This is a genomic window from Kibdelosporangium aridum, assembly GCF_900176515.1.
In the GTDB taxonomy this organism is placed as follows: domain Bacteria; phylum Actinomycetota; class Actinomycetes; order Mycobacteriales; family Pseudonocardiaceae; genus Kibdelosporangium; species Kibdelosporangium aridum.
On record NZ_FWXV01000013.1, the window covers coordinates 96271 to 115629 of the forward strand.

The 19359-nt window shown below is 65.9% G+C and carries 11 protein-coding genes and 1 pseudogene; 11 read left to right on the top strand and 1 reads right to left on the bottom strand.

Annotation, left to right across the window (positions count from 1 at the left end; translation table 11 throughout):
* Positions 1-2 precede the first annotated feature (2 nt).
* The 9 genes from B9C43_RS47620 to B9C43_RS47660 all read left to right on the top strand — a co-directional run bounded on the left by B9C43_RS47620 (position 3) and on the right by B9C43_RS47660 (position 9422).
* The gene (locus B9C43_RS47620; protein ID WP_033382488.1) at positions 3-815 is read left to right on the top strand and encodes an ABC transporter ATP-binding protein; all 813 of its coding nucleotides are present in this window, start codon (positions 3-5) and stop codon (positions 813-815) included.
* Positions 816-864: 49 nt separating this feature from the next.
* Positions 865-1827 carry a hypothetical protein gene (locus B9C43_RS47625; RefSeq protein WP_143447107.1) on the top strand — a complete coding sequence of 321 codons (963 nt, stop codon included), beginning with the start codon at positions 865-867 and terminating at the stop codon, positions 1825-1827.
* A 12-nt stretch (positions 1828-1839) separates the two neighbouring features.
* Positions 1840-5286: a ThuA domain-containing protein gene (locus B9C43_RS47630; protein ID WP_084433935.1), complete on the top strand. Its 3447-nt coding sequence runs from the start codon at positions 1840-1842 to the stop codon at positions 5284-5286.
* Positions 5287-5295: 9 nt separating this feature from the next.
* On the top strand, positions 5296-6147 hold the full coding sequence (locus B9C43_RS47635; RefSeq protein ID WP_084433936.1) for a sugar phosphate isomerase/epimerase family protein: 852 nt from the start codon (positions 5296-5298) through the stop codon (positions 6145-6147).
* Between the two features lie 55 nt (positions 6148-6202).
* Entirely contained in the window at positions 6203-6676 is a 474-nt protein-coding gene (locus B9C43_RS47640; protein WP_268811626.1) for a glutathione peroxidase, read from the top strand.
* Positions 6673-7632 (top strand): o-succinylbenzoate synthase, encoded by a 960-nt coding sequence (locus tag B9C43_RS47645; RefSeq protein WP_084433937.1) that lies wholly within the window; start codon positions 6673-6675, stop codon positions 7630-7632. The genes B9C43_RS47640 and B9C43_RS47645 overlap by 4 nt, the downstream gene beginning before the upstream one ends.
* 140 nt (positions 7633-7772) lie before the next feature.
* Complete coding sequence (locus B9C43_RS47650; RefSeq protein WP_084433938.1) at positions 7773-8528, top strand: polysaccharide lyase family 7 protein; 756 nt, start codon at positions 7773-7775, stop codon at positions 8526-8528.
* A 10-nt stretch (positions 8529-8538) separates the two neighbouring features.
* Positions 8539-8970, top strand: a complete 432-nt coding sequence (locus B9C43_RS47655) for a type II toxin-antitoxin system Rv0910 family toxin (RefSeq protein ID WP_033382493.1) — start codon at positions 8539-8541, stop codon at positions 8968-8970.
* A gap of 11 nt (positions 8971-8981) precedes the next feature.
* Positions 8982-9422: a hypothetical protein gene (locus tag B9C43_RS47660; RefSeq protein WP_051895265.1), complete on the top strand. Its 441-nt coding sequence runs from the start codon at positions 8982-8984 to the stop codon at positions 9420-9422.
* Here the strand turns inward: B9C43_RS47660 and B9C43_RS47665 are convergent.
* Positions 9367-10029 (bottom strand): TVP38/TMEM64 family protein, encoded by a 663-nt coding sequence (locus B9C43_RS47665; RefSeq protein WP_033382494.1) that lies wholly within the window; start codon positions 10027-10029, stop codon positions 9367-9369. The two genes, B9C43_RS47660 and B9C43_RS47665, sit on opposite strands and share 56 nt — an antisense overlap.
* A gap of 489 nt (positions 10030-10518) precedes the next feature.
* On the opposite strand from B9C43_RS47665, the gene B9C43_RS47670 reads away from it, so the two are divergent.
* Both B9C43_RS47670 and B9C43_RS47675 read left to right on the top strand, forming a co-directional pair.
* Positions 10519-11745, top strand: a complete 1227-nt coding sequence (locus B9C43_RS47670; RefSeq protein WP_235039266.1) for a serine hydrolase domain-containing protein — start codon at positions 10519-10521, stop codon at positions 11743-11745.
* A 78-nt stretch (positions 11746-11823) separates the two neighbouring features.
* Positions 11824-19359: pseudogene (locus tag B9C43_RS47675) on the top strand (non-ribosomal peptide synthetase); the annotation flags it as partial.

Sequence of the window (19359 nt, forward strand, 5' to 3'; positions counted from 1 at the left end):
GGATGCCCGCCAGCAGCTCGACAGCACAGGCACCGGCACAGATGGACATCAGCGTCGAGATCGAGGACGTGGCCGTTCGCTTCCGTACCAAGAAGAAGGACGTCACGGCCCTGCACAACGTCTCGTTGAGCGTCGCGCCGAACGAGTTCGTCGCGATCGTCGGCCCGTCCGGCTGTGGTAAGTCCACTTTGCTCAAACTGGTGTCCGGATTGCTGAAACCGTCGAAGGGACGGGTCAGGCTGCTCGGCGAGGACGTCAAAGGACCGAGGCGCGACATCGGGTACGTCTTCCAGCGTGCCGCACTGCTGGAGTGGCGATCCGCGCGTCGCAACATCCTGCTGCAGGCCGAGATGCGAGGCATGCCCTCGGCGCAGGCAAGAGAACGTGCGGACGAGCTGATCGCGATGACCGGGCTGACCGGCTTCGAGGATGCTTATCCGCACGAGCTTTCCGGGGGTATGCAACAGCGCGTGGCGTTGTGCCGCGCGCTGTTGCATCGTCCTCCTGTGCTGCTGATGGACGAGCCGTTCGGCGCGCTGGACGCGCTCACCCGTGAGCAGATGAACATCGAACTGCGCCGGATCTGGCGCGAGACAGGCACAACCGTGCTCCTTGTCACCCACTCGATCCCCGAGGCCGTCTACCTCGCGGACCGGGTGGTGGTCATGTCGGCGCGTCCGGGCACGATCGACGAGCTGATCGCCGTCGACCTGCCGACCGAACGCGACTACGGCAAGACGATGGCCGAACCCGAGTTCGCCCGGGCCACTGGCCGAATCCGCGATTTGCTGGGCGCCGCCACCAGTGCTGATTGATTGCCGATTTTGAACCCGTCGACTGAGCATAAGCACCTGGAGGGATCCAATGAGGGCTCGTTCCGTGTTAGCCGTCGCGGCCGTTGTGGCTTCGGCGTCCGTCGCCGTCGCACTGCCGGCAAGCGCTGGACTGACCACGTACTGCGAGGGTGAAGCAGGAGCGGTGACCGTCCCGGGCGACCTGAGAGTCGCCGCGACGAAATCCTGTGTCTTAACCGATGTGAACGTGAGCGGAACCGTGACGGTGGAAGCGGGCGCGAGCCTGGTCGTCAACGGTGGCACGTTCAACGGCAATGTGTCCGTTTTGGACGACGGCTACTTCGATGCCAAAGGTACCACGCTGAACGGTTCCCTGACGTCGACCGACGGCTGGGGCTTCTTCCTGTCCGGTGGCACGAAGGTCGGCGCCGTGCGCGTGGTCGCGGACAAGGTCCCCGACCGTGCCACCGCCGCGTACTTCAACGGTGCCAAGGTGAACGGTGACCTGACCGCGAGTGTCGGCGAGGTCTTCCTGCAGGCCGTGAACGTCACCGGCAACATCAGCGGCACCAATGTGTCCTATGTGGACCTGATGGACTCGGTGGCGGACAAGAACGTCACGGTGACCGGCGCCAAGCAGGGATCCGTCGTCTGCGCCAGCGAGGTCTACGGCAACGGCAGCTTCACCAACAACTCCACCGCCGTGCAGATCGGTGCGAACGGCCCGGTCGTCGGGTGCGAGCAGGCCAGCTACTGGGGTGGCGACCTGACCGTCTCCGGCAACAAGGCCGCCGTCGCAGTCAGCAACAACATCGTGCGTGGCAACCTCGCGGGCGTTGACAACGACCCAGCTCCGACTGGTTCCAACAACCGCGTCCGTGGCACGGTCTCCGGCCAGTTCGAAAACCTGGCTCCGGAAGCTGCTGGCCGTGGCTCCGCGGCTGTCGACACGCACGAGCGTTCGGCGGATGTGGAGAGCCGCAAGGCTGCTGCCGTGGCCGCTGCCAAGGCACACGGTCCCGCGGACCTGTAAGGACTGACAGCCATGAATCCCGCCGCACGCCTGCGGGCGTTGTTCTGCGCTGTCCTGCTGCTGGCGGGCGCCTTCGGGTTGCCCGCGGCCGCGGCTGAGCCGCGGTTCTCCGTACTGGTCTTCTCCAAGACGACCAACTTCCGGCACGACTCAATCCCCGCCGGGGTCGCGGCGATCAAGAAACTGGGTGAGGAGAACAACTTCACGGTGGAGGCGACCGAGGACGCGGCCGCCTTCACCGACACCAACCTCGCCCGGTTCGCCACGGTCATCTTCAACAACACCAACTCCACGCCGCAGTCCGGTGATCTGCTCAACGCCGATCAGCGCGCGGCGTTCCAGCGCTACATCCGCGCGGGCGGCGGGTTCACCGGTATCCACGCCGCCACCGCCAGCGAGCGGGACTGGGCCTGGTACGAGGGCCTCGTCGGCGCGATCTTCACCAACCACCCGCCGATCCAGCCGGGCCGGGCCAAGGTGCTCGACCACGTCCACCCGTCCACAAAGCACCTTCCGGACCTGTGGGAGCTGGAAGGCGAGGAGTGGTACAACTGGAAGGCCAACCCGACCGGCAAGGTGCACACCCTCGCGCAGGTCAAGGTCCGTGACGGGATCACCGGTCTCGACCAGGGTATCGACCACCCGATCACGTGGTGCCAGAACTACGACGGTGGCCGCTCGTGGTACAGCATGCTGGGTCACGGTGCCCCCAGGTTCTCCGACCCCGTGTACCTGCAGCACCTGCTCGGCGGTCTGGAGTGGGCGGCAGGCGCCAAACAGGGCGACTGTTCGGCCACAAAGGACAACATGTTCCAGAAGATCCCGCTCGTCACGCAGGGTCTCGCGGATCCGTTCGAGCTGGCCGTCGCGCCCGACCGGCGCGTGTTCTACGTCCAGCGCACCGGTGCGCTCAAGATCCTCGACCAGCGCACGCTGAAGATCTCGACCGCGCTGGACTTCGCGTACACCCCGCAGATGACCAGTCAGTCCGACGGTCTGCTGGGTATCGCGCTGGACAACAACTTCGCGCAGAACAACTGGGTCTACTTGCTGTACTCCGACAAGGTCGAGAAACGGCAGAACCTCTCCCGGTTCACCGTGGTCGGCGACAAGGTCGACGTGGCGAGCGAGAAGCGGCTGCTGGAGATCCCGACCTTCCGTGACGAGTTCCGGGCGAACTCGCACATGGGTGGGTCGATCCAGTTCGACAAGCACGGCAACCTGTACATCGCGACCGGCGACAACTCCGACCCGTTCAACTCCGACGGGTTCACGCCGATCGACGAGCGGCCGGGCCGCCGCGCGCTGGACGCGCAGGGAACTTCCGGCAACACCAACGATTTCCGTGGCAAGATCCTGCGGATCACGCCGCAGCCCGACGGGACGTACACCATCCCGCAGGGCAACCTGTTCCCGCCGGGAACCGAGAAGACCAAGCCCGAGATCTACGTCATGGGCATGCGCAACCCGTTCCGGATCACGATCGACCCGATCACCGACGCGCTGATGATCGCGGACTACGGCCCCGACGCCCGGGCGGCCAACCCGAACCGCGGTCCGGAAGGGACAGTCGAGTTCACCCGGCTGACCAAGGCGAGCAACCAGGGCTGGCCGTACTGCATCGGCAACAACACACCGTTCAACGACTACGACTTCGCGACCGGCACGTCCGGCCCGAAGTTCGACTGCGCCAACCTGGTCAACGACTCGCCGAACAACACGGGGCTGCGTAACCTGCCGCCCGCCGATCCGGCGACGATCTGGTACGCGTACTCCGCGTCGGCCGAGTTCCCCGAACTCGGTACCGGCGGCGGTGGCCCGATGTCCGGGCCGGTCTACCAGTACGACCCGAACAACCCGTTGGTCACGAAGTTCCCCGAGTACTACAACGGCAAGTGGTTCGGCTACGAGCTGACTCGCGGGTACTTCAAGACGTTCTCGTTCCAGCGCACCGACCAGAGCTTCGCCAACCCGCGGTTCCCCGCGGTGAAGCAGGGCGATCTGCAGTCGATCAACAAGGTGTTCACGAACATGAGCTGGATCCAGGCGTTCTCCGCGCACATGGGTCCGGACGGCTCGATGTACGTGATCGACTTCGGTTCCGGCAGCGGCACCGGTCGTGGCGGCAGCAACGAGGGATCGGGTATCTACCGGATCGACTACGTGGCCAACGGCCGCAGGCCGATCGCGAAGCTGCAGACCGATGTGGACTCCGGCCGTTATCCGCTTACGGTGAAGTTCTCCAGCGCGGGGTCGGCCGGTGGTGACGGCGAAGCGATCGACTATGCCTGGGACTTCGACGGAAACGGCACGGTCGACTCGACTGAGCCCAACCCGACGTACACCTACGCCAACCCGGGCCAGTACGACGTGCTTCTGACGGTGAAGAGCCGGAAGAACGGTCTCGACGGCACCGCGGCGACGACCATCACGGCGGGCAACACCAGGCCTGAGGTCAGGGTCGTCATGCCGGTCAACGGTGGCGCGTTCGACTGGGGCGACACGATTCCGTTCGAAGTCCGGGTCACCGACCGGGAGGACGGCCGGATCGACTGCGCCAAGGTCGTTGTGCAGTCCCAGTTGGGACACGACTCGCACCTGCACCCGATGGACAACGTGACCGGGTGCCGTGGCGAGATCAAGACCGACCAGGGAGCCAGCCACGGTCCGGGCCAGAACCTGTACGTGGCAGTGGCCGCGCAGTACACCGACGGTGGCGGGCCGCGTGGCGTGCCGGCGTTGACCGGTTCGGCGCACCTGGTGCTTGAGCCCAAGCGCAAGGAAGCCGAGCACCACGAGGGACTTGGTGGTGCGCAGGGCGGACCGGTCGTGGTGAACAACACCGGTGCCTCGGCGGGCAAGCGCCTTGGCGAGATCGAGCACGGTGACTGGGTCGCGTACGACCCGGTGAACCTGACCAAGATCAACTCGGTCACGGTCGGCGCCGCGTCCGGCGGTCTCGGCGGCACGATCGAGTTCCGTGCCGATTCACCAACCGGGCAGTTGCTCGGCTCGGTCGCGATCCCGAACACGGGTGACTGGGGCAACGTCATCTCACCGACGGTGTCGCTGACGAACCCCGGCCGTACGGTCAAGTTGTACGCCGTGTTCACGAATCCGGCGTGGACACCGGCTTCGCCCGACCTCATGTCGCTGGACTGGTTGCAGTTCAACGGCGAAGGCATGGCGAAGCCCGGTACCGCGACGGGAATCGTGATCACGCCGTCGGTCCGGACCGGCCCGGCACCGCTGACGGTGAACTTCACGTCCGCGGTGAACCCGCCGGCAGGCCGGACGGTCACGGGGTACTCGTGGGACTTCGGCGACAACACGCCCGCGGGCTCAGGGGCATCGGTGTCGCACCAGTACACCCGCAAGGGCGTCTACACGGCGCGTCTGACCACAACGGACAACACAGGAGCGCACAGCTCGAACACCGTGCTGATCACTGTCAACTAGGGGTCAACGATGACTACCTCACGGCGTCGGTTCCTGAAGGCTGCTTTGGGAACCACCGTGGTCGCGGGTGGTCTGCAGGTCCCGGGTGTTGCGGCCGCTGACGAGCCGCAACACTCGGTCCCGCTCGACCACATCGGGATCCAGCTGTACACCGTCCGCAACATCATGACGACCGATCCACAAGGGACACTCAGCGCGCTCGGCGGTATGGGTTACGCGACCGTCGGCGTCAGCGGTCTCTACGGCCACACACCGGAGAAGTTCCGGGACATGCTGGACATCGGCGGGGTGCGTGCGGTCCTGACGCACACCAGCTGGGACGCGATGAACGCGAACGTCGAGCGGGAACTGCAGATCGCCAGGATTCTGGGCGTCCGGTACGTGGTGGTGCCGTCCCTGCCCGGGTCACTGCGCACAGTGGCCGGCTACACCCACGCGGCGGCCAAGTTCCAGGAATGGGGCATCAAGTGCCGCAGCGCCGGTATGAAGTTCTTGTTCCACAACCATGACGTCGACTTCCTCAAAGTGGACGGCAGGGTGCTCTACGACATCCTCGTGGAACAAACCGATCCCCGGTTCGTCAACTTCGAGCTGGACCTGTACTGGATCGTGAAACCCGGGTACGACCCGGTGGCGTACTTCGAACGCTACCCGCGCCGGTTCCCGGTGTTCCACGTCAAGGACATGGCGGCCAACGGGTCCTTCGAGGACCTCGGCTACGGCACGATCGACTTCCCGAGGATTTTCGCCCGGTATGCCCAATCCGGCATCAGCGAGTACGTGGTGGAGCACGACACTCCGCGTGACCCGCTGCTGACCGCCCGGCGAGGGCAGGAGTACCTGGCGAAAGTCAGGTTCTAGATCGCTCTGGCTCGTGGGTGTTCTAGTGTTGGGACACCCACGAGAGGAGACGCACGTGAAGATCACGACCCTGGACGGCGCGGCCACCACGCTGGACGAGATGACCGGCGGGAAGGTCGCGCTGGTGGTGAACGTGGCCTCCAAGTGCGGTCTGACCCCGCAGTACACCGCGCTGGAGCAGCTGCAGAAGGAGTACGGGCCGCGTGGGTTCACCGTGATCGGCGTGCCGTGCAACCAGTTCGGCGGCCAGGAGCCGGGCAGCGCGCAGGACATCCAGACGTTCTGCTCGACCACGTACGGCGTGAGTTTCCCGATGACCGAGAAACTGGAGGTCAACGGGCCCGGCAAGCACCCGCTGTACGCCGAGCTGACCGAGTTCGCCGACGAGGAGGGCAACGCGGGCGACATCCAGTGGAACTTCGAGAAGTTCCTGCTGTCGGCCAAGGGTGAGGTCGTCGCGCGGTTCCGCCCGGCCGTCACGCCGGACGACGAGAAGGTCCGCTCGGCCATCGAGTCACAGCTGAAGTGACCTTGTTCGCCCAGTCCCGGGTCTATTCGATCCCCATGCGCACCAAGTTCCGTGGCATCACGGTGCGCGAGGGCATGCTGCTCGAAGGCCCGGCGGGCTGGGGTGAGTTCTGCCCGTTCGCCGAGTACGGCGACGCCGAGGCGGCGTCCTGGCTTGCCACCGCGGTGGAACAGTGCACAGTGGGCTGGCCCGCGCCGGTGCGTGACCGGATACCCGTCAACTGCACGGTTCCCGCCGTAGCCGCTGCCAAGGCGCACGACATAGCGGCGCGTTCCGGTTGCCAGACAGCCAAAATCAAGGTCGCGGACCATGTGGACTCGCTGTCCGAGGACATCGCGCGGGTTGAGGCTGTCCGGGATGCCTTGGGGCCGACGGGAAAGATCCGTGTCGACGCCAACGCGGTGTGGGATGTGGACACCGCGGTGGCGCATATCCGTGCGTTGGACAAGGCGGCGGGTGGGCTGGAGTACGTCGAGCAGCCGTGCCCGACGATCGACGAACTTGCCTTGGTGCGCAGGAGGGTTGACGTCCGGATAGCGGCGGACGAGTCGATCCGGCGGGCCGAGGATCCGCTGAAGGTCGCGGTCGCGGGTGCGGCGGACATCGCCGTCATCAAGTGCACGCCATTGGGTGGAGTTCGACGGTCCCTTGAGGTCGCCGAGGCCGCCGGGTTGCCGTGTGTCGTCTCGTCCGCGTTGGAAACAAGCATTGGTTTGGCCGCTCAGGTGGCCTTGGCGGCCGCATTGCCCTCGCTGGACTTCGCGTGCGGGTTGGGCACGTTGTCGTTGCTGACAGGCGATGTCGTGGATGACTCGCTGGTGCCAGTGGACGGTTTCATCGACGTCCGCACACCCGGGCCGCCGGTGCCGGGGCGGTTCGACGCGGCCGACCCGGAACGCGTCGCCTGGTGGCACGCACGGCTGGACCGAGTCAGTGCTCTTGTCCCTGGCGCTTAGCTTATGTCTATTGTGGACATACTGCGACCAATGCTTGTGTGGCCGGTGAAACGGCCCTAGTGTGGTATAGACCACCGCCGCGCCAGGTGTCCCGTCGGTGTGCCCACGCCCGGGGCACTCACGATGGGAAGGAGCACCACATGCAGCGTTCCCGCGCGGCGAGATGGACGGTCGCCGTAGCAGCGGCCATGACGGTCACCCTGCCAGCGCCAGCCATGGCGGAGCCGATCGGTTCCGGATGGACTCAGGTCAACCCGGCAAAGAAGATCCAGGTGGTCAGCGGTGGCGTCAACCACCCGCACAACTGGAACACCACCACGCACGCCGAGAAACCCGGGGCCTCCTACGACCGGTCGGGCGGTGTGGAGACGTTCAGGCTGCTCAGCACCAAGTCCAACCGGGTGGAAGTCCGGGTCCAGAACGACTACCGCACCGGGCTGCGTCAGTTCGAAGGCGAGCTGCGGGTGACCGCCCCGACCAATGACGAGTCGTGCATGCAGATCTTCGGCAACGACGGAGCCGGCGCCACAACCCTGATGATCAGGGCTTTCTCGGCTAACGGCGGGGAGTTGCGCGACGGCTCCAGCCGGGTGCTGACCAGCGGGATCTACAACAAGTGGGTGCGTATCAACGTCATCCACGACGGCACGGCGAACAAGGTGTCCATCTACGTCAACGGGGCACTGAAGATCACCCGCTCCGGTCCGCCGGGCGACCACTACTTCAAGTACGGCGTGTACGGCACGCTCAAAACGGCGAGCGCGCAGACCCAGTGGCGGAACGTGAAGTTCTACCAGAAGTGGACGCCACTGGCTCGACCGGGCGAAACGGTTCATGATCGCCTGATCGAGGCAGGCGTAGTCGGCCGATTGGCGGTACCGTCCTTGCGACCGTAAGGAGGAAGCCGTGACCAAGGTGAGCGTTTCCACCTCGATGCCAGTCAGACCGGACAAGGCGTGGGCGACCGCGTCGGACCTGTCCCGCTTCGGCGAGTGGCTCGCGTTGCATGAGGGCTGGCGAGGAGATGTGCCCAGCGAGATCAAGACAGGCACAGTGCTGACATCGGTGGTGTCGGTGAAAGGCCTGCGCAACCGCATCACCTGGTCGGTCACCTCCTATGACCCGCCGAACGGCATCACGCTGTCCGGCGAGGGCAAAGCAGGTGTGAAGGCGTCGCTGGAGCTGAAGTTGAAGCCGGACGGCGACGGCGCGACCGGCGAGCTCGACGTGGAGTTCACCGGCCCTGGGATGTTCGGCCCGATCTCGGCGGCCGTCGGCAAGACCCTCAAAGGCGACCTGCACAAGTCACTGGAGAGGCTGGTCGAGCTGATCGACTAGATTGATGTCCCATGAGTTGGGACGTCCTGCTGGTACCCGTGCCCGACGACCTCGAGTCGATGGATCAGCTGCCCGCTGACTTCGATCCCGAGGTCGTCGGCACGATCAGCGAGGTGCACGCCGCACTGCGGTCCGCTGTGCCGGACATCGGCCTCGGCGATCCCGCGTGGGGCGAGGTGATGGGCCCGACCTGGGTGATCGAAGTCAACATCGGCACCGAGGACCCGGTTCGCTCGATCATGCTGCACGTCCGCGGAGGTGGCGACGACGTGCTGCCAGTGGTCTTGACCATCGCGCGGGCGCTCGGCTGCGGCGCGATCGACCTGTCCACGGGTGACGTCCTGCGAACCGCTGATCCCACTGGCTGGCATGCGTTCCAGGCCTACCGGGACCAGATCATGACTGCTGTTCAACAGGATCCGGCAGCGCAGCCGGGGCCTTCCGGCGGATGACCAGGTAAAGCCCGGCCGCACCGGCGAGCGCGCAAGCGCCGGAAACGATGAGGCCGATCGGGTTGCTGAACCCGGTGAGCGTGTCGCCGATCAGCACGGCGGCCGTCGTACCCGGAAGGCTGCCGATCACCGTGCCGGCGATGAACGGCGTCATGCGTACGGAAGAGACGCCGCAGCAGTAGTTCATTGGTGTGAACGGGATGAGCGGGATCAGTCGCAGTGACGCCACCGCGAGCCAACCGCCGCCGCTGAGCTTCGCGTCGACAGTCCGTACGGCCGCCTTGTCCAAGTGGCGAGCGACCAACCCGCGACCGACCCAGCGGGCGAGGGCGAAGCCCAGGACTGCGCTGAGCGCGGTCGCCGACATCGCCACGAGGACGCCGAGCACAGGGCCGAGCAAGAGCCCCGATGCCAGTGAGAACACTGTGCGAGGGATCGGCACGATCGTCGCGACGACGTACGTCACGAACATCAACAGGGGAGCGGCGGCGCCCGCGCCGAGCGCCCACGTTCGCACGTCGCTCGGGCCCGGGACGGGCAACACGAACGCGGCAGCTACCAACACCGCGAGCAGACCGACGGCCAGCGCGGTACGAACTCGCGGCATGCGCCCAGTCTAGACGTCCACTAATTGGGAGCTCGCGGCTGTTCGGCGCGTTGTCACGCTCTGTTGGGGTATAGCCGAAATTTATCGGTAACAAAAGGTAGATCATCGCGATGCAGTGACCGGTGGTGTCGATCATCGGCACATTTCCCGGTCCGGCCTCGCTCTAAACGCCTCCAGTCGAGCCAAAGTCGACGTTGCTACAACTCCGTAGCGTTCCCGGCCATAGATGCTTGCGGTTTCAATCACTACTTTCACAAACCACGACACCACGAATGGCGGTATAGGCCGGGTTGACGGCGAGTGCAGAGTGGGTATGCGTTGGGAGTCAATGAACGGGGTTCGACGGGGAAAGGGTGCGTCCCAGTCGGCGGGGAAACCGTTCGGCCGAGGAGTGGACGAGAGGAAATCGGGGTGTTATCGGCATCGGGGGATGGCGGTGGGGGATTAATCGGGCTGGCCGGCCGAAGTGATTTAGCCGGGCTTTCCGAAGTGGTAGCGGCGTTGGTCAGCGCGCACCACGTGCCGGGAGCGCAGTGTGCCCTGTGGCATCGGGGACAGCTGGTCTCTGTGTTCTCGGGTGTGGCCGAACACGGCACAGGACGTCCAGTCACACCGGACTTGGCCTTCCCCATCGGTTCCATCGGGAAGGCGTTCACCGCGGCGACGGCCATGGTTCTGGTCGCCGACGGTGATCTTGACCTGGACGAACCCGTCGGCGAGCACCTGCCCGAGCTCGACGGCAAGGCCACCGCGGCGATCACGCCGCGGCAGCTGCTCAGCCACACCAGCGGCCTGGAATCCGGCCCGGACGGCGGGCCGTCGATGCGCAGGCTGGTCGCGCGAGCCGGGCTGATCCAGCCGCCCGGCCGCGACTTCTCCTATTCGAACGCCGGGTTTGTGCTGGTCGGCGCGCTGATCGAGGCAGTGACCGGGATGACGTGGTTCACCGCGGTCGAGTCGATCGTGCTGCGGCCGCTGGGCATCGAGCCCGCGTTCGTCGTCGGCCCGGCCACCGGCAGGCCGATCGCGACCGGGCACGCCGGCCGGGCCAGGCCGGTCGACCAGAACATCACGCTCGCCGAAGCACCGGCTGGAGCGCTCGCGGCCAGTGCCGCTGACCTGGTCACGTTCGGCCGGATGCTGCTCGACGGCGGCGACGTCCTGCCTTACGAACTCGCCCGTCTGATGCGTCAACCGGTGGCCGACGCCTTCGGCCTGGCCGACGCGTGGGGCCTTGGCCTCGCCGTTTTCGACGGCTTGGCCGAAAAGAAATGGATCGGGCACGACGGCACCGGTGACGGGACGTGGTGTCAGCTCAGGATCGACCCGGCCACCGGCACGGTGGTCGCCTTGACCTGCAATTCCAGTGCGGGCGCGGGGTTATGGGACGACGTCGTGGACGAGCTGGGCCGCCGGGGTTTGCCCATCCCGAGCGGCTCGTTGACGGCCGTGCCCGACGTCGTCCTGTCACCGCCTGCCGGCTGCGCGGGGAGTTATTGGAACGGCGATACGGAATATTCGATCGCGGATGACCTGGTCTTTTCGGTGGATGGCGATCCGCAGGCGACGATCACCTTTCATCGGGATCTTACTTTTAGCCTCGAAGATGACCAGACCGGTCAGCGATTGTACGCGGGTCGATGTTTGAAGAACCCGAGAACCGGGGAAATAGATCGGATTCACGTCAACGGCAGGCTTGCCCTGGCCCGCCGGTAAACAAACACGTTGCCGCGCTGGTTCATTGCCCGAACTTGTGGCTGCGTAAAAGCACACGCATGAAAGGTGCCCCTGATCATGCTGGCGAACAATGCTGTCCTTGGCACGGGCGAAAAAGTCCAGGTGCCAACCCTGACATTTCCGCGGCTGTTCGAACGGCAAGCTGCCCGCACCCCGGGATTACCGGCTATCCGGCACGACGACGCCACCGTTAGATACGCCGAGCTGGAGCAACGCGCCAACCGGCTTGCTCACCTGCTCGTCGCCCGTGGCGCGGGCCCGGAGCGGATCGTCGCGCTGCTGCTGCCCCGATCGGTCGACATCGTGGTCGCTCAACTGGCGGTTATGAAGGCCGGTGCGGCCTTCCTGCCGGTGGACCCCGACTACCCAGCGGAGCGCATCGAGATGATGCTCGCCGACGCCGCTCCCGTGCTCACGCTTACCCGTTCGGACTTGCGCGATCCCGCGATCGACGAGATGCCGTCCTGGCCGCCGCGGGTGGAGCTGAGTGTCGATCACCCCGCGTACGTGATCTACACGTCCGGCTCCACCGGCCGGCCGAAAGGCGTCGTCGTCACCCACCGGGGGCTGGCGAGTTTCTCCGCCGCCGAGATCAGCCGGTTCGGGGTTCAGCCGGGCGACCGCGTACTGCAGTTCTCCTCGCCGAGCTTCGACGCTTCCGTCCTCGAACTCTGCATGTCACTGCCCGCGGGCGCCGCGCTCGTCGTGCCGCCGCCGGGTCCGCTGCTCGGCGAACAACTCGCCGAAGTGCTCGGCCGTGCCCGCGTGACCCATGCGCTGATCCCGCCGGTCGCGCTGGCGACGGTGCCGTCATCCCTGGCCAGCGCCTTGCCGGACTTCCGATGCCTGATCGTCGGCGGTGACGCGTGTGACGCCGAACTGGTGCGCCACTGGTCGCCCGGCCGTCAGATGATCAACGCGTACGGCCCGACGGAATGCACAGTCGTGGCCACCTGGAGCTCGCCGCTCGCCCCGAGCGAGTCGGCCCCACCGATCGGTGGCCCGATCTGGAACACCACCGCACATGTACTTGACGAATCGCTTCAGCCGGTCGACTGCGGTGAGCTCTACGTCTCCGGCATCGGCCTGGCGCGTGGCTACCTCGACCGGCCGGGCCTGACCGCGTCCCGGTTCGTGGCCGATCCGTACGGTCCGCCGGGCAGCCGGATGTACCGCACCGGGGACGTCGTGCGCTGGAACGAGTCCGGCGAGCTGGAGTTCGTCGGCCGCGCCGACCACCAGGTCAAGATCCGTGGCTTCCGGATCGAACCGGGTGAGATCGAGGCCGTGCTGCGTAAGCACCCTGAGGTCGACGGCGCCGTCGTGGTCGCGCGGTCGGACCAGGGCCTCAAACGGCTGGTCGCGTACGTGACATCGACCGGCGAACCGGATCTGCGCGACTGGGTCGCCGAGGTGCTGCCGGAGTACATGGTCCCGTCGGCCTTTGTCGTGCTCCGCGAGTTCCCGTTGAGCCCCAACGGAAAGCTGGACCGCTCCGCGTTGCCCGCGCCGGTCGTCGAGGCCGGACCGTCCTACGCCCCGCCGCGCACACCCGTCGAAAGCGCCTTGGCGCGGATCTGGGCCGAGGTGCTCGGGATCGACCAGGTCGGCATCGAGGACGACTTCGGGTTGCTGGGCGGCGACTCGATTCTGAGCAGTCGCGTCCTGGCCCGCGTGCGAACGGACCTCGGTGTCGAGTTGCCTGCGCGTGCGGTGTTCGACGCACGGACCATTGCCGGACTCGCGGCGTTGATTCCGGCTGCTACGACCGCCGCGCCGATCGAGCGCGTCGCGCGGGGACATGTGTATCCGCTTTCTCCGGCCCAGCACCGGCTCTGGATCCAGGACGAGCTCGTGGGTGCGGGCAACAACACCGCGATCGGTGTCCGGCTGTCCGGTCACGTCGACGTTGAGAAGCTGCGCTCCGCACTGGCGGCGTTGGTCGACCGGCACGAGATTCTCCGGACCACATTCGGCACCGCGCACGGCGAGCCCGTGCAAGTGATCGCAGCCGACAGTGAGATCCCCTTGTACATCAGCGATTCTGTGTCGTGCATCGATACCGAGCTGGCGCGGCCGTTCGACCTGCGGCATGGGCCGCTGTCCCGCGCGGTGCTGGTCCGGCTCGGCACTGACGAGCAAGTGCTAGTTCTGTGCCAGCACCACATCATCACCGACGGCTGGTCGGTCGAAGTCCTGCTCAACGAACTGTGGAAGCTGTACTCAGGCGGTACGGACCTGCCGTCGCTGCCGATCCAGTACGCGGACTTCGCGGTGTGGCAGCGCGATCGTGACGTCAGCGGCCAACGTGCGTACTGGCAGCAGAAGCTGGCCGGAATGCGGTCGCTGAAGTTGCCAGTCGACCACCCGCGCGCCGCAAGGCCCGGCCCGACGGGTGCGGTGCACCGCAGCCGGTTTGACGCCGAGCTCGTGCAGCGGCTGACCCAAGTGGGCCAAGCGCATGGCGCGACGCTGTTCACGACCTTGGCGGCGGCGGTCAAAGTTCTTCTTTCCGGCTGGACCGGCGAACGTGATGTCGCGGTCGGCAGCGTGAGCTCCGGCCGCACCAGGTCCGAACTGGACGGTGTGGCAGGCTTCTTCGTCAACACCCTGGTCCTGAGGTCCGATGTGGATCCCGGGACACGCTTCGCGGACTTCCTTGCCCAGGTACGGGAAACCGTGCTCGGCGCGTTCGCCAACGAGGACGTTCCGTTCGACCAACTCGGCACGGATCGACTGCAGGCCATGGTCGTCTTGCAGAACCCGATGGTGCAGCCGCGTGAGGTGGCAGGCCTGCGCATCCGGCCATACGACCTGCCACGCCCGTACGCCCGATTCGACCTGGTCGTCGAGTTCTGGCCGCGCGGCGACGAGATGCTGCTGGTCCTCGAATACGACACGGACCTGTTCGAGCCGGCCACCATCGAGCAGTTCTCCACGTGGCTGCACGAGCTGCTGGACGCGGTCGTCACCGATCCGGACCGGCTCGTCGGCGAACTCGGCCCACGCCAAGTCGTTGCCCCACAGCAAGTCGCGCACACGTCGAACGGGTATGTCCCGGCCCGCACGCCGACCGAGGCCAAACTCACTGAGATCTTCGCGAAGGTTCTCGGTGTGCCGCGCGTCGGTGTCCGCGACAACTTCTTCGAACTCGGCGGTGACTCGATCCTGGCGATCCGGGTTGTCTCCCAGGCAAAGCAGGCCGGGATCACGGTCACGGCCAAGGACATCTTCACGCGCCAGACCGTCGCGGCACTGGCCACAATGGTCACTGAGACCGTCACTGGGACGACTACTGGGACCGTCGCGCTCGTCGAACAGGGACCAGTCAGTGGTGAAGCGCCGTTGACCCCGATCCAGCGGTGGTTCTTCGACAACCATCCGGTCGACCCGGAGCACTTCAACCAATCGCTCGTGGTCGAGCTGGTCGAGAACTATGACGGCGAGGCATTGGAGAAGGCCGCCGCCGCGATTGTCGAACACCATGACGCGCTGCGAATGCGGTTCGAGACCGTTGAGGGAAAGCGGATCCAGCGCAACGCTCCCGCCGAGGAGCAGATCCTCGTCGGCCGCGGCATCGACCTCGCGTCCGGTCCGATGGTGAAGGCCGTCCTGATCGACACGACCACGGTGTTGCTGGCCGTGCACCACCTCGTTGTCGACGGGGTGTCCTGGCGGGTCCTCCTTGAGGACCTGAACACCGCGTACCAGCAGGCTGTCCGCGGCGAGCCGATCGACCTCGGCCCCAAGACGACGTCCTTCCTGGACTGGTCACGCCTGCTGGCGAGCCATGACTTCAGCGCCGATGCCGGGTACTGGAACGCCATCGCCGATCCAGGGCCGGTTCCGGTGGACAGCACGGGACCCAACACGGTCGCCAGCACCCGCTCGGTCACCACCCGGCTGACCGAGCAGGAAACCGAAACACTGTTGCGAGAACTGCCCAAGCGGTATCACACGCAGGCCAACGACGTCCTGCTGAGCGCGGTCGGCCGCGTACTGGCGAGCTGGACTGGCCGCGATGACGTGCTGATCGACTTGGAAGGCCATGGCCGTGAGGAGTTCGGCGGCGCCGACCTGTCCAGGACGGTCGGCTGGTTCACCACGATGTTCCCGGTCGGGCTGCACGTCCCGGACCGGATGTGGTCGGACACACTGAAGTCGGTCAAGGAACAGCTGCGAGCCGTGCCGCACAACGGTTTGTCATACGGCGTGCTCGGGCCGAGGCTGCGGCCAGAGATCAGCTTCAACTACCTGGGCAGGATGGACTGGCCGCAAGGCGAGCTGTACCGCGGGATCGGCGGCCTGGACCTGGACGCGAGCCCGGCGCACCACCGGTTCCACCTGATCGACCTCGTGGGCAAGGTCGAGCGGGGCTGCCTTGAGCTGACGTGGTTCTACTCGTCGAACGTGCACACCGGCTCGACCATGCGGAAGCTCGCGGACGATCTGTCGGCGGCCCTCCGGCAGATCATCCGCACCCCCGGCAGTGTCGGCCGTACCCCGTCCGACTTCCCGCTGACCAGGTTGACCCAGGAGCAGATCGACCACATCGGCCCGACCGCGCAGGACATCTACCCGCTGACACCGATGCAGGCAGGCATGGTCTTCCACGACCTGTCCGAGCCGGACGAAGGAACGTACTTCCAGCAGACCACATTCGTGCTCGGCGGCGTGACCAACGTGATGCGCCTGGCCAAGGCGTGGCAGTACATCGTCAGCCAGACCCCGGTGCTGCGCAGTTCCATTGTGTGGCAGGGTGTCGAGGAACCGGTCCAGGTCGTGCGGGAAGGCGTGACGCTGCCGGTCAACGTACTCGACTGGTCGAGGTACTCCGAGGCCCGCAGACAACGGGCGCTGCAGAGCCTGCTGGCGAGGGATCGCGCCGAGGGCATCGACCTGTCCAAAGCGCCGCTGATGCGGATCACCATGGCACGTCTGCCCGGTGACGAAGTCCGTGTGCTGTGGACGTTCCACCATGTGCTGCTGGATGGCTGGAGCATCTTCCAGGTCCTCAACGACGTCTTCGCCCGGTACGCGGGCGCTGAGGTTCCCGACCGGCCGCCGTTCCGTGACTACGTCGAGTGGCTCCAGGGACGCGACGAACGCCAGGCTGTAGAGCATTGGCGTCGAGTGCTCGGCGACTTCACCGCCCCGACACCGCTTCCGTACGACCGGGTGTCGTCACGCGCACCCCGCTCGGCGGCTCAGGTTCCGTTCGAATTGGACGAATCAGCCTCGTCGAAGCTCTACGAGTTCGCCAAACGGCACCGTCTGACGCTCAACACTGTCATCCAAGGTGTCTGGGCCGTGCTGCTGTCGCGCTACAGCGGCCAGCGCGACGTGTGCTTCGGCGCGACTGTCTCCGGCCGCCCCGCGGACCTGCCTGACGGCATCACGGGAATTCTTATCAACACGTTGCCAGTCAGGTCCGATGTGGACCCGTCGGTCACGGTTGCCGAATGGTTGCGGGCGTTGCAGGAAGCGCAGACCGAGAATCGCCAGTTCGAACACCTGCCGTTGTCCCGGTTGCAGGCATGCAGCGGTGTGCCCGGCGGTGTGGAGCTGTTCGACAGCATCCTGGTGTTCGAGAACTACCCGGCGGATTCGTTGCACGGACTGCGGATCACGGACATGACCGCGATCGAGGCCACGAACTACTCGCTCAGCGCGACGATCTACCCCGGGCGCACGCTGAAGATCATGCTCGGGTTCGAGCGGGACCGGTTCGACGAACGCACGATCGAGCGACTGGCCGAACACCTCGGCGTCCTGATCGACCAGCTCGACCCGGATCGGCAACTCGGCGAGCTGTCGATCCTGACACCCAGTGAACGTGCGCAGATCGAGTCGTGGAACGACACGACGTGTGCGGTCCCGCAGACCACCCTCCCGGAGATGTTCCAGCAGCAGGCAGCCCGGACACCTGACGCGGTCGCAGTGCGACATGCCGATGGAAACCTCACGTACGGCGAGCTGAACGCGCGCGCCAACAGACTGGCACGTCAGCTGATCGCCCAAGGCGTCGGTCCAGAGCGGACAGTCGCGTTGTCCCTGCCACGCACACCCGACTTGATCGTGGCGGCGCTGGCGGTCCTCAAAGCAGGCGGTGGGTACGTGCCGGTCGACCCCGCGTACCCACCTAGCCGTCAGGAAATGATCCTTGCCGATGCCCAACCCGTCTGTGTGCTGAAGGAGGTCAATGAAAATTGTGCGTTGCGATGTGACGACGACGTCGATGTGACCGACAAGGAGCGGATCGAGCCACTCCGCCCTGACCACCTCGCGTACGTGATCCACACCTCTGGATCGACCGGACGTCCCAAAGGCGTCATGGTGTCGCATCGCAACGCAGTCAACCTGATGCACTGGGCGGCACAGGAAATCGGCAACCTTTCGCACGTGCTCGCGTCGACCTCGCTGAACTTCGACGTGTCGGTGTTCGAGATCTTCGGCCCGCTGCTGTCCGGTGGCAGCATCGAACTGGTCCAGGACTTGCTCGTGCTCGCCGAACGCCCGTGGCAGGGCAGTTTGGCCAGCGGTGTCCCTTCGGTGTTCGCGAACCTCCTTGACGGACCCGGCCTGCGAGTGGATGCCGACGTGCTCGTCCTGGCGGGCGAAGCCTTGCCACCTCATGTCTTCAAAGCCCTCCAGGCGGCCGTCCCGGAGGCGAAGGTAGTCAACGCCTACGGCCCCACAGAGGCCACTGTGTACTCGACCGCCTGGTACTCCGACGGCGCCGAGATGCCGACCATCGGCCGGCCGGTCATGAATGCCAAGGCTTACGTCCTGGACAGCAGCCTCCGCCCGATGCCCGTCGGCGCGGCAGGCGAGTTGTTCATCGGCGGCGCCGGGGTCGCACGCGGATACCTCGGAAAGCCGGGCCTGACCGCGAACCGGTTCCTGCCGGACCCGTTCACCTCGGACGGGGCCCGGATGTACCAGACCGGCGATGTCGTCCGGCAACGACTGGACGGAACCATCGAATACCTTGGCCGGGCGGATCATCAGGTCAAGGTCCGGGGCTTCCGCATCGAACCGGGCGAGATCGAGACCGTCCTCACTGGACATCCCAGTGTTGCTTCCGCCGTTGTGGTGGCACGGTCCGACCAGGGCCGCAAACACATTGTCGCCTACGTGGTCCCGTCCAACGGTCACGTCGACATCGAGGCACTCCGCTCGTTGACGGCAACGTCGTTGCCGGACTACATGGTTCCAGCGGCCTTCGTCACCCTCGACCAGTTGCCGCTCAACAGCAACGGAAAGCTCGATCGCAACGCATTGCCCGCCCCGGACTGGAACCTGACCGTGCGGACCGACCACGTCGCGCCACGGTCGGACACCGAACAGGTCGTGGCCGAGATCTGGTCGTCGGTGCTTGGCGTCGACCGGATCGGCATCGGGGACAACTTCTTCGACCTCGGCGGCGATTCCATCCAGAGTGTGCTCATCTCGGCCAAGACGAACGCGGCCTTCGACGTTTCGCTGACGCCACGTGACGTCATGACCGCACAGACAGTCGAGGCACTCGCTCAGACGGTCGAGGAACAGATCCTCCGTGAGCTCGAGCGCATCGCGGCGGGTGGTGAGTGA

Bases quoted from the DNA above. Each gene is read 5' to 3' on its own strand.
- B9C43_RS47625 (WP_143447107.1), top strand. From the start codon at position 865: ATGAGGGCTCGTTCCGTGTTAGCCGTCGCGGCCGTTGTGGCTTCGGCG.
- B9C43_RS47620 (WP_033382488.1), top strand. From the start codon at position 3: ATGCCCGCCAGCAGCTCGACAGCACAGGCACCGGCACAGATGGACATC.
- B9C43_RS47635 (WP_084433936.1), top strand. From the start codon at position 5,296: ATGACTACCTCACGGCGTCGGTTCCTGAAGGCTGCTTTGGGAACCACC.
- B9C43_RS47630 (WP_084433935.1), top strand. From the start codon at position 1,840: ATGAATCCCGCCGCACGCCTGCGGGCGTTGTTCTGCGCTGTCCTGCTG.
- B9C43_RS47660 (WP_051895265.1), top strand. From the start codon at position 8,982: ATGAGTTGGGACGTCCTGCTGGTACCCGTGCCCGACGACCTCGAGTCG.
- B9C43_RS47665 (WP_033382494.1), bottom strand. From the start codon at position 10,029: ATGCCGCGAGTTCGTACCGCGCTGGCCGTCGGTCTGCTCGCGGTGTTG.
- B9C43_RS47650 (WP_084433938.1), top strand. From the start codon at position 7,773: ATGCAGCGTTCCCGCGCGGCGAGATGGACGGTCGCCGTAGCAGCGGCC.